Consider the following 15,567-nt stretch of genomic DNA (forward strand, 5'->3'; position numbering starts at 1 on the left):
CGCGGGGACTCAGACTCCTGAAATGAGGAGCCGTCCCTACTGCTTAGTCCGCCACGGTTCGCGCGAGTGCCATCCGTTTGTTCATCAAGCATAGATCCAGATCAATGAATGCCATGGCCAGGACAGTTACGCTCCACCGCTTTTGCGACCGACCCTGCCATGACTCTCCTAGCCCCCGAACTGCTCGCCCCCGCCGGCACCCTGAAAAACATGCGTTATGCCTTCGCTTATGGCGCCGATGCGGTGTACGCCGGCCAACCGCGCTACAGCTTGCGGGTGCGCAATAACGAGTTCGATCACGCCAACCTCGCCCTCGGCATCCAGGAAGCCCAGGCCCAGGGCAAGCGTTTTTACGTGGTGGTGAACATCGCGCCGCACAACGCCAAGCTCAAGACCTTCCTCAAGGACCTGGCACCGGTGATCGCCATGGCGCCGGACGCGCTGATCATGTCCGATCCGGGTTTGATCATGCTGGTGCGCCGGCACTTCCCGCAGATGCCGATTCATCTGTCGGTGCAGGCCAACACCGTGAACTGGGCGAGTGTTGAGTTCTGGCAACAACAGGGTTTGAGCCGGATCATTCTGTCGCGGGAGCTGTCCCTGGAAGAAATCGGTGAAATTCGCCAGCAAGTGCCGGCGATGGAGCTGGAAGTGTTTGTCCACGGCGCGTTGTGCATGGCGTATTCCGGGCGCTGCCTGCTGTCGGGCTACATGAACAAGCGCGATGCCAACCAAGGCAGTTGCACCAACGCCTGTCGCTGGAAATATTCGGCGCAAGCGGCCACGGAAAATCAGCTGGGCGAGATCGTGCAGCAGTATCAGCCCGAACCGACTTTGGGCATTGGCGCGCCCACCGACCAGGTGTTCCTGTTGCAGGAGGCCAATCGGCCGGATGAGCTGATGCCAGCCTTTGAGGACGAGCACGGCACTTACATCATGAATGCCAAAGACCTGCGCGCAGTGCAGCATGTCGAGCGTCTGACGCACATGGGCGTGCATTCGCTGAAGATCGAAGGCCGTACCAAATCCCACTTCTATTGCGCGCGCACCACGCAGGTGTATCGCCGAGCCATCGACGATGCCGTCGCCGGGCGTGAGTTCGACCGCAGCCTGATGACCGACCTGGAGTCCCTGGCGCAACGCGGCTATACGGAAGGTTTTTTACGTCGGCACGTGCATGATGAATACCAGAGTTATCAGCACGGCAGCTCGGTATCGGAGCGACAGCAGTTTGTCGGGGAGTTGACCGGTGAGCGCCGTGAGCGACTGGCGGAGGTCAAGGTAAAGAACCGTTTTGGCTTGGGGGATCACCTCGAATTGATGACGCCCAAGGGCAACTTCCATTTCGATTTGCATCAAATGCACAACGTCAGAGGCGAGCCGATTGAAGTGGCACCGGGGGATGGGCACACGGTGTATGTGCCGATTCCGGATGCGGTGGATCTGAAGTTCGGGTTATTGATGCGGGATATCAGCGCAGGTTGAACGAAATGAGCCTGCGACGCCCCTGTGGTGCTCCGGTCAGTATGCGAACTTTGCGCACAGCATCGTCAAAACCGCTTCGCGCGTCGAGTGAACCTCGGCGTTTTCATGCCAGTAAAACAGGTGGTCGATGGCCGCCAGCTCCGGAAAAACCGGACGTTACGACGGCCTGGCACTGGTGTGTTACAGAGCCTGGTCGGGCACGGCGCTGTTACCGATCTACCTGCCGGGACTGGTCAGCGGTTGGCGTCGGAGCCCTCTGAATCTGGCGCGCCGGCCTGCGGTGCGCTCGGCGAGACCCGCGCGGTCATGGCCCAAGCGGCGCGACGAATGGGTCGAGGTCGAGGTCGAGGAATAAAACTCAGGCGCTACCCCCCGAAAAGCGATCGCGGCTGTTGGTCAGGTGCAACCACATCGCCGCCCGCGCCGCGTCCGGGTCCTGACGCTTGATGGCATTGAGAATTGCCTCGTGTTCGAGGTTCGCGAGCTGCCCCAACTTGCTCAAATCCGCCGCACCGCGCTCAGCGGCATTGACCCGGGTTCGCGGGATCATGGCACTGCCCAAGTGCTGCATGATGTCGGTGAAACACACATTCCCGGTGGCTTCGGCGATCAACAGATGGAAACGCTTGTCGGCCTCGACGCAACTGTCGTTATTGGCCAGCGAGCTTTGATAATCGTCCAGCGCGTCACGCATCTGCACCAGTTGCAGCTCTGTACGACGCGTCGCCGCCAGCGCCGCGGCCTGGGTTTCCAGGCCCATGCGCAGCTCCAGAATGCTGCGCACCCCCAGCGCGGTATCGACATTCAGCCGCAGGCCCTGCTCCGGCGCGCGTTCGATGACAAACGTGCCGATGCCGTGTCGGGTTTCCACCAACCCCGACGCCTGCAATTTCGAAATCGCCTCACGCACCACGGTGCGACTGACGCCGTGTGCCTGAACGATAGAGTTCTCCGATGGCAACTTGTCCCCCGGCAGCATCTGGCCAAGCAGGATGCTCTGGGTCAGCTTGGCGACCAGGTCGTGAGCAAGGTTATGGCTGCGCTTGGGGGCTGGCGCGTCGCGGTCAGGTTGCATGGCGATGATCCGGAAACAGGGCTGACGGAATCGTAGCACCACGCTGGATCGGGTTCTCTAGAAAACAGCGCCCAACTTGTATGACAACACTCAACAACTTCGCCGATTTGGCGTATGCAGCCTCCAGAACAACACTGGGAAGGCATAAAAAATCGCTTTTATCTCACCATTTTGTTGGACACAACCGCTTGCACATTAAAAAAATGCAGTTGTATGATGTCTATCAACAACGCGACACCCCGCATAAAAATAATCAGTGGGAGAAACCAAGTGAATACATCCGTATCAGGGATGCACGACGGTGCCGATTCGGTCCTGAAGTCCGCCATCTCGAAAGTGAAACGCCACGTCCTGCCGCTGTTCGTCATCATGTTCATCGTCAATTACATCGACCGTGTGAACATCGGCTTCGTCCGCGCCCACATGGAACACGACCTGGGAGTCGGCGCTGCCGCCTACGGCCTCGGTGCCGGACTGTTCTTCATCGGTTACGCACTGTTCGAAGTCCCCTCCAACATCCTCCTGCAAAAAGTCGGCGCACGCCTCTGGCTGACCCGCATCATGCTGACCTGGGGTCTGGTGGCGGCCGGCATGGCGTTCATCCAGAACGAAACCCACTTCTACATCCTGCGATTCCTGCTGGGCGTGGCCGAAGCCGGGTTCTTTCCGGGGGTGATTTATTACTTCACTCGCTGGTTGCCAGGCGCTGAGCGCGGCAAGGCGATTGCGATCTTTCTCAGCGGCTCGGCGGTAGCCTCGCTGATCTCCGGCCCGCTGTCCGGGTTGCTCCTGCAACTCAACGGTTTCGGGTTGCACGGCTGGCAATGGATGTACTTCATTGAAGGGATGTTTTCGGTCGGGCTGTGCGTGTTCGTCTGGTTCTGGCTGGACTCCAAACCCCACGACGCCAAATGGCTGAGCCGCGAAGAACAGGACGCGCTGGTCAACGCCATCGAGGACGAACAACTGGCCCGCGAAGCCGCAACGCCGATCAAACCGTCGTTGGGCAAACTGCTCAAGGATCGCCAGATCATCCTGTTCTGCCTGATCTACTTCTTCATCCAGCTGACCATCTATGCCGCGACCTTCTGGCTGCCGAGCATCATCAAGAAGATGGGCGACCTCAGCGACATTCAGGTCGGGCTGTTCAACTCGATTCCGTGGTTGCTGTCGATTATCGGCATGTATGCCTTCGCTTCTCTGTCCGCCAAATGGAAACACCAGCAAGCATGGGTGGCGGCTGCGCTGTTGATTGCCGCTGCCGGGATGTTCATGTCGACCACGGGCGGGCCGGTTTTTGCCTTTGTTGCGATCTGCTTTGCGGCGCTGGGTTTCAAATCCGCTTCGTCGCTGTTCTGGCCGATCCCCCAGGCCTATCTGGATGCACGGATCGCCGCTGGTGTGATCGCGTTGATCAACTCGGTGGGCAACCTCGGCGGTTTCGTGGCGCCGACCACTTTCGGTCTGCTGGAAGAACATACCGGTTCAATTCAGGGCGGGCTGTACGGGTTGGCCGCGACGTCGATCATCGCCGCGATCATTGTCTTTGCCGCACGTAATACACCGAAAACCGCACCAGCCGTTGCGCTGGGCAAACCAACGCCCAACCACGCCTGATCCGTTGTTTATAAGGACAAAAAAATGAACCCACAAGATTCCGCAAAAGCCCCGATCATCACCAGCATGCAGGTGGTTCCGGTGGCCGGCCACGATGGCATGCTGCTCAACCTCAGCGGCGCCCATGGTCCGTTTTTCACCCGCAATATCGTGATCCTCAAGGACAACGCCGGTCACACCGGGGTCGGTGAAGTACCGGGTGGCGAGCGTATTCGCCAGACACTGGAAGACGCCCGCGCGCTGGTGGTTGGCAGTCCGATCGGCACGTATCAGAAGATCCTCAACCAGGTGCGCCAGATTTTTGCCGATCGCGATGCGGGCGGGCGCGGTTTGCAGACGTTCGACCTGCGGATCACCATTCACGCCGTGACGGGGCTTGAGGCCGCCCTGCTCGACTTGCTCGGCCAGCATCTGGACGTACCGGTCGCCGCCCTGCTCGGCGAAGGCCAGCAACGTGACGAAGTGAAGATGCTCGGTTACCTGTTTTACGTGGGTGATCGGCAGCAGACAGATCTGGCCTACCGCAGCGAACCGGACGCCGATAACGACTGGTTCCGTGTACGCCACGAGCAAGCCATGACCGCTGACGCGGTGGTTCGTCTGGCTGAAGCCGCTCACGCTCGCTACGGTTTCAAGGACTTCAAGCTCAAGGGCGGCGTGCTCAGTGGCGATGAAGAAATCGAAGCCGTGACCGCACTGGCCGAACGCTTTCCGGAGGCGCGCATTACGCTCGATCCGAATGGCGCGTGGTCACTCAAGGAAGCTATTCGCTTGTGCCGCGATCAGCACCGCGTCCTGGCCTACGCCGAAGACCCGTGTGGCGCAGAAAACGGTTACTCGGGGCGCGAGGTCATGGCCGAGTTCCGCCGTGCCACCGGGCTGAAAACCGCAACCAACATGATCGTCACCGACTGGCGAGAAATGGGCCACGCCATTCAGTTGCAATCGGTGGACATTCCCCTGGCTGACCCGCATTTCTGGACCATGCAGGGCTCGGTTCGCGTGGCGCAGATGTGCCATGAATGGGGTCTGACCTGGGGTTCGCACTCCAACAACCATTTCGATATTTCACTGGCCATGTTCACCCACGTCGCGGCAGCTGCACCGGGCGACATCACCGCTATCGACACCCACTGGATCTGGCAGGACGGCCAGCGCTTGACCAAAGCCCCGCTGCAAATCGTCGGCGGTTGTGTGCAGGTGCCGAAGAAACCAGGGTTAGGGGTTGAGCTGGACATGGACCAGTTGGCCAAGGCTCATGAACTGTACAAAGGCATGGGGCTGGGGGCGCGGGATGACAGCGTGGCGATGCAGTTTCTGATCCCGGGCTGGACATTCGATAACAAACGGCCGTGTCTGGTGCGCTGACTTTCTACCGCCGTTATACCTGAGTGAACCTGCTCGCGAAGACGTCGGCACAGTCAGCATGATGCCGCGTGACACTCCGCCATCGCGAGCAGGCTCACTCCTGCAAGATTGGCGTTTCAGACGCTTGCAGTAGCCACTCCTTGAACGCGGTCATGGCCGCCGTTTCGGGGCGAGACTGCAAGCGGGTGAGCCAGTAGCTTCCGGTGGTGATGCCGATGGCGAACGGTTGCTCAATGGCACCGGCCGCCAGTTGACGGGCGAACATCAGCGGCGGCGCCAATGCAATGCCAGTACCTTGAAGTGCGGCCTCCATCATCGCCAGCGAAGAGTCGAACACAATAGTCCTGGTGGGTGCCGGGTTGGGCGGCAACCCGCAGGCCAGAAACCATTCAAGCCACTCGTCCGTACGGTAGGAACGTAACAACGTTTGTTTCAACAGGTCCTCAGGCGAGCGCAACTGCCGGGCGAGTTCAGGTACGCACAATACCGACAGCGGCGCTTCTATCAGCCGCAACGCTTCAATCCCGTGCCAGGCGCCAGCGCCAAAACGAATGGCGTAATCCAGCCCCTCAGCCGCCACGTCCACCCGATTGTTATGGGTCGACAGCCGTAAATCTATGAACGGATGTTTCTCCTGGAAGTCCGCCAGTCGCGGCAACAACCACCCGACCGCGAACGTCCCCACGGCCCCCACTGTCAACACATCCCGATAGTGCCCGCCTTCGAACCGCTCAAGCGTTTCGGCGATACGGTCAAAGGATTCGCGCAGGACCGGCAGCAACGTTTCACCCTCACTGGTCAGCATCAACCCGCGTGGCAAGCGTTTGAACAGTGTTACGTTGAGTTGGGCTTCGAGACTTTTGACTTGATGACTCACCGCCGCAGGCGTAACGAACAACTCCACCGCGGCCCGAGTAAAACTCAAATGGCGCGCGGAAGCCTCGAAGGCGCGCAACGCATTCAGCGGCAAGTGCGGACGAATCATGCGAACTCCATAGTTTTTCTAATGGCTCATCCGAAATATCGTCGTTTGTCGACGCTCGGCGGACTGCCTAGATTTGGCTCGCCTATCAGGTAGCCCGATTTGCAAGAGCGCATGGAGTGTAGCGGGTTAACTTCATCACAACTCATGAAGAGTGGATCAGACATGTACACAAACAAATTGCCAAGGATTGCGTCCTGTGGTGCTTTCGCCCTTATCCTCGGCGCGGCACCCTGTATCGCCGCGACCCCGTCCCACCAGCAACTTGAAACCCTGGTCAACGCAGCCGTAGGCCCCGTGATTCAGCAACAGAACATCACCGGTCTTGCCGTCGCGATCACCCAGAACGGTCAGCAGCATTACTTTAATTACGGCGTGGCCTCTAAAGAGAATCGCAAACCGGTCAGTCAGGACACCTTGTTCGAAATCGGCTCAGTCAGTAAAACCTTCGCCGCCACGCTGGCCGGCTATGCGCAGGCCAGCGGCAAATTGTCCCTGTCCGAAACGGCCAGCACCGTTTTGCCGGCATTGCGAGGCAGTGCATTCGATCGCATCAGTGTGTTGCAATTGGGCACTTACACCGCTGGCGGGTTGCCGCTGCAATTCCCCGACGACGCTGACCATGCCGACACGATGCTCGACTACTTCAAACGGTGGACACCGGTCTACCCTCCTGGCTCCCATCGCCTGTATTCGAACCCAAGCATCGGGTTGTTCGGTTATCTTGCCGCCCACAGCATGGGCCAGCCGTTCGATGACCTGATGGAAAAAACCTTGTTGCCAAAACTGGGCCTCAAGCACACGTACCTCAAGGTCCCGCAAGCGCAGATGGGGCTTTACGCTCAGGGTTACAACAAGGACGACAAGCCGGTGCGTGTCGGACCGGGCGCGCTGGATTCGGAAGCCTACGGCGTGAAAACCAGTGCCTCGGACCTGATTCGATATGTTGAAGCGAACATGAAACCGGCAGGACTGGACAAGCCATTGCAGCAAGCCATCGCCACCACCCACACCGGTTATTACACGGCAGGTGAGATGACACAGGGGCTGGGCTGGGAGCTCTACCCCTACCCGGTCACGCTGGACCGGCTGCTCGCCGGCAACTCGACCGAGATGGCAATGGAAGCTCACGAGGTCAAGTGGTTGAACCCACCGCAGCAGCAACCGGAGAACGTATTGCTCAACAAAACCGGCTCCACGGGCGGCTTCGGCGCCTACGTCGCGTTTGTGCCGTCGAAGGACATCGGCATCGTGATCCTGGCCAACAAAAACTACCCGAACCCGGAGCGGATCAAAATCGCCCACACAATACTGAGTGCCCTGAGCAAATAACCCGAAAAAACACAATCCCCTGCTGAAAGGCGAGACGAAAAATGGGTGACCCGTTGAGGTCACCCATTTTCGTTCTTATACCTGTTTAATGCCGGGTCTCTGGGTCAGCGCCAGACACTTCCCTATCCGCCGCAAGGTTGTCCCGCACCTGAGTCACCAACAACTCTGCGACCATCGCCAGCTGCTGAATCGAGAATATTTCACCGCGGTTCGGCCCTTCCAGTTTGGCGGCAAAGTTCTCAAGCAGGGCTGTCAGCGACGCGAGGGTGTCGCAAGCTTGTTTCAGTAGCGTCCGCGTATCGACTCCGGGGGCAATGGTGAATATAGGCTGGGGCGAGCGCATACGCCTGGGGCGTTGAATGACCGCCACGTCGGTGGTCCCACACAGCTTCACAGGCGTGGGATGCTCGGAGTCGTCAGGGTTTTCTGATTGAGGCTTGCAGATCTTTTTCACAGGCGAGGCTCCTTGGTTCCACGGGTGTTTTCATCCTTGGGTCCCTCGATGTCGCGGACTCCCATGAAGGCTAGCGGTGCGTGCTGACAGACACCAGTTCATCAAGTGCTACACAACTTGAAGGAAATTTCCGAAGCCCGTGAAGGCGGATACTTCACACGCAAAAAAAATGGGTGATCGCTTGGATCGCCCATTGTTGTCACTGCGGCTGCAACCGTCGTCCGATCACGCCTGGGTCACCCACAACTCGGCAATGACCGCGTTCTGCCGGCATCTGTCGAAGTTTCGGAAGATTTGGCGTGATCTTTTTCAATAAGTGAGCTTCTTCGTAGAAGCGGGCTACACCCATGGCAGGCCAACAGGGGTTCGGCGGGGTGTCAGTCATCCGGCATTTCAGGGGGCTTGGTCGGTTTGGCGGGTTTGCCATTCTTGGTTCCCTTGGCGCTTTTTGCACCTTTGACCGGTTCAGCCTCCGCTGGCGGGGTCACTACCGCCGGTGCGGTGGCTTCTTTCTCGGCTGCTGGCAGGGCGTCGATGGTGTCGAACACTTTCTTCAAATCGACCGACCTGGATTCATCCCCCGAACTCTCAAGCTTCTTTTCGCCGTCCTTGCCGATAAGGATCACTTTGGGCAACGCCCCAGCACCGAGTTTCAGCGAGCGGATCAGCGCCATGGTGTCCTGCTGACCGAGGTCCTTGCCGTCGAGCTGGCCGAACATGTTCAGAACGCTATACACCCGGATATTGCGCTGGGCGATGCCCTCTTTGTTAGCTGGATCGTCCAGTGACTTTTTCAACCCTACCCAGACCGGATCGACAGTACTGGGTGCAATGATAATCAAAGGCCGGGACCTGCCTTTGTCGATATCCAAGGGTGAATCGCTGTCGACTGCGAACACGGGACCGGCGAAAGCCAGCAAGGTTGTCAGGGTCAAAAACCTGATGAGCATGCGCATCTCCTTTTGATAACCACGCTCTAATGATTGCGCATCGCGGCGTTCGTTCCGGGTGACGCACCGCAATTGTGTTTCGCCTTGACCCAAGCTTAGGTCAGGGCGGTCATTGCGCAACAGACTGAGCTAATCTCATCGCCTATAACGATCTACCTGAACCGCCGTGAGGACGACTCCATGAGCGCTCAGTTGAACCACACCATCGTCTGGTGCCGCGACAAGCAGCTTTCCGCGACTTTCCTGACCGAGCTTCTCGGCCTGCCCGCCCCCGAGCCTTTCGGCCCGATGCTGATCGTCAAATTCGACAACGGCGTGTCCCTGGATTTCTACAACACCGAACCACCGATTGCATCGCAGCACTATGCCTTTTTGATCGGTAACGACGACTTCGACGATGCCTTCGCGCGCCTGCAAGCTCGCGGCCAGCCGTGGTGGGCGGACCCGGGAAAGCAGCGGTCGAAGGAAATCAATGATTACGCAGGCGGACGGCGGGTATATTTCGATGACCCGGACGGGCACCTGCTGGAGATTTTCACTCGCGAGTGACAGGGGTGATTCAGTCGGAATCAGAACGCCAGTTTGTAGCCAATCAGGACCAACATCGTCGCCAGGCAAGGACGCAACACCTCATCGGAGATCTTGCCGGTCAAATGACTGCCCAGCCAGATCCCGGGCAGCGAACCGATCAACAAGAAGCCCAGCACGTGCCAGTCCATATTGCCCATGCTCGCGTGGCCAAGCCCGGCGACCAGGGTCAACGGCACGGCGTGGGCGATTTCGGTACCGACGAGGCGACGGGTGGGCAACAGCGGATACAGAATGAACAGCGCCACGGTGCCCAGGGCGCCAGCACCGATGGACGTCAGTGCAACCATGGTGCCCAGCACCAGGCCGGTGATCACCGTCATCCCGTTGAGGCGCTTGCCACTAGGGTTGTAGTTGCCACCGGCTCGTTTGTGAGCGAAATCGAGCAGGCGTTTCTTGAAGAGAATCGCCAATGCCGTGGCGAACAGAACGAACCCCAGCGCCTGTTTGATGATGGCGTTCATGGTTTCAGGTGCGGTATGCAAGCTGCTCAGGAACCACAGCGTCAATGCCACCGCCGGCACGCTGCCAAGGGTGAGCCAGCCGGTAATCGACCAGTCGATGTTGTTGTTTTTCCTGTGGACCAGCACGCCGCTGGATTTGGTGATCGCCGCGTACAGCAAATCGGTGCCGACCGCCGTTGCGGGGTTGATGCCGAACCACAGCAAAATCGGGGTCATCAACGACCCTCCACCGACGCCAGTCATGCCGACAATAAAGCCAACCACCAAACCGGCAACGATCAACCCGATGTTCACTAAATCCATTGATACGTCCACAAAGACCGCAAAGAAATCTGGCCCGCAGCATAGCGATTTTTCTTATAACCACTTATATCGATGCGGACTATCGTTATATCAGGACATAACAATACCCCATTCCCATGTGCGAGTGAGCCTGCTCGTGACAGGGGACTATCAGCCATCCCTTGTGTTGAACGTTAAATCGCCATCGCGAGCAGGCTCACTCCTACAGGGGGAGCTGTGTCGGATCTATTGCACCGGCAGAAAATTCAGAAACAGCAGGCTTTGTGCGTAGTTCAAGCCGATGCGCCGGTAACGTTCGTCGAGCATCTGCGTCAGCAAGTCCAGCCGCGCAACGATCTTGCCAAACTCCACGGCAAAACTCAGGTTGCTGCCCTCCTCCGAGATCTCATTGGAAAACAACAAGGGTTCGCCTTGTTTGTTTTGCCGCTGGCTGAGAATCCACGTGGCGATCTCGATGTTGCGCGCGGCATTGCTGACGAACGTCGGGTTGATCGCATCCGTCATGTAGAACTCCAGGCGATTGCCGTGAGCGGTTACCAGCATGCTGCCGATGGCATAGATGAAGGCGCCGACCCGGTCACCCAGAAACTCCGGGCTCATGGCATACCTGAGCGCCGCGAGATCTTTTTTACCGCCGAGGGTGGGCAGTGGCTGTTGCTGCTCGATGGCCATGCGCACTTGCTTTCCAGCGGTTCGGGCATCGAGGAAGCCGGATTTTTTCAGCTCCTCGGGGTTACGCAGGTAAAGCTTGCTCATCAGCAAATAGAGGCTGTCGAGGTTGTCGCGCATCGTCAGCGTGGCCATGCGGTCGACGCTGGTCTGCAGAAATTCCTGGGGACGGCCTTCGCGGAACTGGCTGACGATGTCATTGCCCTGTTGCTGGCTGCAACCGCTGACAACGAACATCGCCAAGCCAGCCAGAAACAAGCAATGGTGGCGGATGGGTGGGGTGATGCGGGGTAACACTCGAGCCATGGGTTCTTGAACTTGGGCATGGGCCAACGGTGGGGATCGCCGCCGGCTGCCCAAGGATAGAGCCGCCAATGCCAAAAAAGTGCAGTGCCGGTGGTCTGTGAGCGAAGCCGCCTGCCTGTCCAAAGGTGATGTTTCGTCGTGTTCGCATTTACCGGGAAGATGGCGCTGGATGGAACCACCGGGTTATTTTGCTGCCAACTAGGTATCCACCGCGTTGCATGCAGGAGGTTTTCATGCGGTTCCTTGAACTGGCCGGCGTTACCGTACCCGTCATTGGCCAGGGCACTTGGCACATGGGTGAAGATCATTCGGCGCGTGCCAGAGAAATCTCGGCCCTGCGCCAGGGCATCGAGCTGGGCATGACGCTGATCGATACGGCGGAAATGTACGCTGAAGGCGGTGCCGAGGAAGTGGTCGCGCAAGCCATCAGCGGTCTGCGTGATCAGGTCTTCGTGGTCAGCAAGGTCTACCCGCACAACGCCAGCTGCCAAGGCATTCCCCAAGCGTGCGAGCGCAGCCTGCGGCGCCTGAAAACCGATTACATTGATTTGTACCTGCTGCACTGGCGCGGCCAGTATCCCTTGGAGGAAACCGTCGAAGCCTTCGAACGCCTGCGTGAAGACGGCAAGATTGGCCGTTGGGGCGTGTCCAATTTCGATGTGGACGATCTGCATGAACTGAACTCATCGGCCTGCGCTACCAATCAGGTGCTCTACAACCTGGAGGAGCGCGGCATCGAATTCGACTTGCTGCCTTGGAGCCAACAGCACCAACTGCCATTGATGGCGTACTGTCCTATCGGTCAGGGCGGTGAAATGCTGACGCATCCGACGCTGGTAAAAATTGCCGCCTGTCACGGGGTGACACCGGCTCAGGTGGCGCTGGCATGGATCCTGCGGCAGCCCGGTGTGATCGCCATCCCCAAAGCGGTCAAACCTGAACACGTGCAATTGAATGCACAAGCCGCGCAAGTGCGGCTTGAACCCGGGGATCTGGAGGTGCTGGACCACGCGTTTCACGCGCCACAACACAAACAGCGATTGGCCATGGTCTGAGCTATCGCCGTATGGTCAGAGGGTTTCTGCATGCGAAGCACCGATCAGCTCGATGCTTTTAACCTGCAACGTTTCGTCCAGGCTCAAGACCCGGTCTTTGAGTGGGTTCAGGAAGAACTGAATGCCGGAAAAAAACGCCGTCACTGGATGTGGTTCATTTTTCCGCAGCTCGCCGGGTTGGGCGGCAGCGAGATGTCTCGATATTTTGCCATTTGCTCCGAAGAGGAAGCCGTGGCGTATCTGGAGCATCCATTGCTGGGTCCACGGTTGCGAACATGTACGCAACTGGTCCTGAACATCGAACAGCGCTCCATCGCCGAGATTTTCGGTCATCCCGATGACCTCAAGTTTCACTCCTCGATGACGCTGTTTGCCCAGGTCGCCCCGGACAAAAACCTCTTTGGCCGGGCACTTGAACAATATTTCCACGGCATACGGGATGACTGGACGCTGTCGTTGCTGGACCTAAAACAGGCCCATTTGCCCACCAATCAGGGTTGAGAAGTCGTCGTCGACAAACGGCAGGATCGCGTCCGCCACCGGTTGCAATTGCCGCGTGACGTAATGGTCGTAATCGATGGGGGCGCTGCGAATTTCCAGCGGCTCGGGCCCGGCGACGCTGATCACATAGCTGATCCAGCCACCGTTCTGGTACTGACGCGGACGGCCCTGGCGATCGTTGAAGTCATCGGCGATGCGCGCGGCACGCACATGGGGCGGCACATTGCGCTCGTAGTCGTCGAGCGCGCGTCGCAGTCGTTTTCGGTAGATCAGGCGGTCGTCGAACTCGCCAGCCAGAGTCTTCTGCACGTAATCGCGCACGTAATTCTGATACGGCTTGCGGTGGAAGATCCGCGAGTACAGCTCTTGCTGGAATTGCCGGGCCAGCGGTGACCAGTCGGTACGCACAGTTTCCAGGCCTTTGTAGACCATTTCATCCGTGCCATCGGCGCGGGTAACCAGCCCGGCGTAGCGCTTCTTGCTGCCCTCCTCCGCACCACGGATGGTTGGCATCAGAAAGCGTTTGTAGTGAGTTTCGAACTGCAATTCCAAGGCACTGTCCAGCCCGTACTCCTCTGACACATGTTCGCGCCACCACTGGTTGACGTGATCCACCAGCGCGCGGCCGATCTGCGCGGCCTCCTCCTGACCGTGGGCGCGGCGCAGCCAGACGAAGGTGGAGTCGGTGTCGCCGTAAATGACCGTGTGGCCCTGAGCTTCGATCAGCTGTCGGGTGCGCAGCATGATTTCGTGGCCGCGTAAGGTAATCGACGAGGCCAGGCGCGTATCGAAGAAGCGGCAGCCGCTGGAACCAAGTACACCATAGAAGGCATTCATGATGATCTTCAGCGCCTGGGACAGCGGCGCGTTGTGTTCGCGCTTGGCGGTTTCACGGCCCTCGGCGACCCGGGCGACGATGGCCGGCAGGCAATGCCGGGTTCTGGAAAAACGCGCCCCGCGAAACCCCGGAACGGAGTCGCTGTCATCGGGATGCTGCAGGCCTTCGATCAGGCCGACGGGGTCGATCAGGAAGGTGCGGATGATTGACGGATAGAGGCTCTTGTAGTCAAGCACCAGCACCGATTCGTACAGGCCCGGTTGCGAGGCCATGACAAAACCGCCGGGGCTGGCCTGCGGTGACTTGCCGCCCAGGTTCGGCGCCACAAAGCCCTGGCGGTGCATCAGCGGCATGTACAGGTGCGTGAATGCTGCCACCGACCCACCGCTGCGGTCCGCGGGCAAACCGGTGACGCTGGCGCGCTCCAGCAAGAAGGTCAGCAGTTCGGTCTTGGCGAAAATCCGTGTGACCAGTTCGCAGTCCTTGAGGTTGTACGTGGCGAGGGCCGGTTTGTCCTCGGCGAACATGCGGTTGATTTCGTCCATGCGCTGATACGGTGTGCTGATCGCCTTGCCCTCGCCCAGCAAGGTTTGCGCGACGTTTTCCAGGCTGAACGAGGGAAAGTTCCAGGTTGCCGAGCGCAGCGATTCGATGCCGTCGATGATCAGGCGCCCGGCGGCGGCTGCGAAAAAATGGTGGCGGCTGCCGTGTTCGCGCCACTGCATTTCTTCGCCTCCACGCCCAAGCTTGAGCGGTACGCCCAGGCGTCGGGCGTGTTCATGGAGGACACGCAAGTCGAACTGCACAACGTTCCAGCCAATAATCGCGTCCGGGTCGTGGCGGGCAAACCATTCGTTGAGCTTTTTCAGCAGAACAGTTCGCGAGTCGCAGTATTCGAGCTGGAAATCCACGGCGCTGGCGTCGCCATTGGGTGGCCCGAGCATGTACACCTGACGCTCGCCGCAGCCTTCCAGGGCAATCGAATACAATTCGCCCTGTTCAGTGGTTTCGATGTCCAGCGAGACAAGCCGCAGGTTGGGCCGGTATTTCGGGTCGGGTTTCATCTGCGCGTCGAGCAGCAGGCCATCGGTATCGGGTGTGCCGCCAAAGATCACCGGCGCCGTGATGAACCGCTCCATCATGTAGCGCTCGGGCGGGCGAACATCACCCTCGAACATCTCGACACCGGCCTTGCGCAGTGCGGTTTCCAGGCGCATCAACTGACCGTGCTGCTGGCAATACAGGCCGAGCACCGGGCGGTGCTCGAAATCCAGCAGGTCCAAAGGCTTGAGTTCGACGCTCTTCTCGCCGCGCAGTACCTGCTCCGCTTGCTCGCGCTGGCCTGCTGGAATGAATGCCACCGAAGGCTGATGAGGCAGGCGGATGCGCCGGGGGCCGCTGTCGGTCGCCAGCCAGAACTCGACTTCCGTGCCGGCCGGGGTGTCGCGCCAATGCCGGGTCAGGACGAAACCCTGCTGTAAATCCACCGCTGCAACCTCACGTTTTGATTCAGGCGGCAATTCTACGCGTCATCAAGGGGCAGCGGGTCATGCACGATACTTTCGACTTTTCCACGCGGT

General features: G+C 59.1%; 15 protein-coding genes. 8 read left to right on the forward strand and 7 right to left on the reverse strand.

Annotation, left to right across the window (positions count from 1 at the left end):
* Nucleotides 1-159 precede the first annotated feature (159 nt).
* Nucleotides 160-1,485 carry a prephenate-dependent tRNA uridine(34) hydroxylase TrhP gene (gene trhP / locus NL116_RS20605; RefSeq protein ID WP_494373794.1) on the forward strand — a complete coding sequence of 442 codons (1,326 nt, stop codon included), beginning with the start codon at nucleotides 160-162 and terminating at the stop codon, nucleotides 1,483-1,485.
* Between the two features lie 127 nt (nucleotides 1,486-1,612).
* Complete coding sequence (locus NL116_RS20610) at nucleotides 1,613-1,840, forward strand: hypothetical protein (RefSeq protein WP_494373795.1); 228 nt, start codon at nucleotides 1,613-1,615, stop codon at nucleotides 1,838-1,840.
* Nucleotides 1,841-1,843: 3 nt separating this feature from the next.
* Here NL116_RS20610 and NL116_RS20615 read toward each other — a convergent pair whose 3' ends face one another.
* Entirely contained in the window at nucleotides 1,844-2,560 is a 717-nt protein-coding gene (locus NL116_RS20615; protein ID WP_494373796.1) for a FadR/GntR family transcriptional regulator, read from the reverse strand.
* 270 nt (nucleotides 2,561-2,830) lie between these two features.
* Here NL116_RS20615 and NL116_RS20620 point away from each other — a divergent pair, with 270 nt between their 5' ends.
* Nucleotides 2,831-4,177, forward strand: a complete 1,347-nt coding sequence (locus tag NL116_RS20620) for an MFS transporter (protein ID WP_494373797.1) — start codon at nucleotides 2,831-2,833, stop codon at nucleotides 4,175-4,177.
* 24 nt (nucleotides 4,178-4,201) lie between these two features.
* The gene (gudD, locus tag NL116_RS20625) at nucleotides 4,202-5,545 is read left to right on the forward strand and encodes a glucarate dehydratase (protein WP_494373798.1); all 1,344 of its coding nucleotides are present in this window, start codon (nucleotides 4,202-4,204) and stop codon (nucleotides 5,543-5,545) included.
* 94 nt (nucleotides 5,546-5,639) lie between these two features.
* Here the strand turns inward: gudD and NL116_RS20630 are convergent, their stop codons facing one another.
* A complete protein-coding gene (locus NL116_RS20630; protein WP_494373799.1) occupies nucleotides 5,640-6,530 on the reverse strand; it encodes a LysR family transcriptional regulator in 891 nt (296 codons plus the stop codon).
* Nucleotides 6,531-6,692: 162 nt separating this feature from the next.
* Between NL116_RS20630 and ampC the strand changes: the two genes are divergently transcribed.
* Complete coding sequence (gene ampC / locus NL116_RS20635; RefSeq protein WP_494373800.1) at nucleotides 6,693-7,859, forward strand: class C beta-lactamase; 1,167 nt, start codon at nucleotides 6,693-6,695, stop codon at nucleotides 7,857-7,859.
* Nucleotides 7,860-7,944: 85 nt separating this feature from the next.
* Here the strand turns inward: ampC and NL116_RS20640 are convergent, their stop codons facing one another.
* Together NL116_RS20640 and NL116_RS20645 are read right to left on the reverse strand one after the other, a co-directional pair.
* A complete protein-coding gene (locus NL116_RS20640) occupies nucleotides 7,945-8,313 on the reverse strand; it encodes a DUF6124 family protein (RefSeq protein WP_494373801.1) in 369 nt (122 codons plus the stop codon).
* Nucleotides 8,314-8,690: 377 nt separating this feature from the next.
* Nucleotides 8,691-9,263 carry a DUF4174 domain-containing protein gene (locus NL116_RS20645; protein ID WP_494373802.1) on the reverse strand — a complete coding sequence of 191 codons (573 nt, stop codon included), beginning with the start codon at nucleotides 9,261-9,263 and terminating at the stop codon, nucleotides 8,691-8,693.
* A 180-nt stretch (nucleotides 9,264-9,443) separates the two neighbouring features.
* Here NL116_RS20645 and NL116_RS20650 point away from each other — a divergent pair, with 180 nt between their 5' ends.
* Nucleotides 9,444-9,812, forward strand: coding sequence for a VOC family protein (locus tag NL116_RS20650; protein WP_494373803.1), 369 nt, complete (start codon nucleotides 9,444-9,446; stop codon nucleotides 9,810-9,812).
* A 20-nt stretch (nucleotides 9,813-9,832) separates the two neighbouring features.
* Here the strand turns inward: NL116_RS20650 and NL116_RS20655 are convergent, their stop codons facing one another.
* Nucleotides 9,833-10,618 carry a sulfite exporter TauE/SafE family protein gene (locus NL116_RS20655; RefSeq protein WP_494373804.1) on the reverse strand — a complete coding sequence of 262 codons (786 nt, stop codon included), beginning with the start codon at nucleotides 10,616-10,618 and terminating at the stop codon, nucleotides 9,833-9,835.
* A gap of 225 nt (nucleotides 10,619-10,843) precedes the next feature.
* Complete coding sequence (locus NL116_RS20660; protein WP_494373805.1) at nucleotides 10,844-11,593, reverse strand: hypothetical protein; 750 nt, start codon at nucleotides 11,591-11,593, stop codon at nucleotides 10,844-10,846.
* A gap of 233 nt (nucleotides 11,594-11,826) precedes the next feature.
* Between NL116_RS20660 and NL116_RS20665 the strand changes: the two genes are divergently transcribed.
* Together NL116_RS20665 and NL116_RS20670 are read left to right on the forward strand one after the other, a co-directional pair.
* Nucleotides 11,827-12,648, forward strand: a complete 822-nt coding sequence (locus tag NL116_RS20665; RefSeq protein WP_494373806.1) for an aldo/keto reductase — start codon at nucleotides 11,827-11,829, stop codon at nucleotides 12,646-12,648.
* A 30-nt stretch (nucleotides 12,649-12,678) separates the two neighbouring features.
* Nucleotides 12,679-13,149 carry a DUF1810 domain-containing protein gene (locus tag NL116_RS20670; protein ID WP_494373807.1) on the forward strand — a complete coding sequence of 157 codons (471 nt, stop codon included), beginning with the start codon at nucleotides 12,679-12,681 and terminating at the stop codon, nucleotides 13,147-13,149.
* On the opposite strand, the gene NL116_RS20675 is transcribed toward NL116_RS20670, so the two are convergent.
* Nucleotides 13,114-15,474, reverse strand: coding sequence for a DNA polymerase II (locus NL116_RS20675; protein ID WP_494373808.1), 2,361 nt, complete (start codon nucleotides 15,472-15,474; stop codon nucleotides 13,114-13,116). The genes NL116_RS20670 and NL116_RS20675 overlap by 36 nt on opposite strands.
* Between the last annotated feature and the right edge of the window lie 93 nt (nucleotides 15,475-15,567).

Source organism: Pseudomonas sp. FBCC-B1667 (assembly GCF_059133255.1).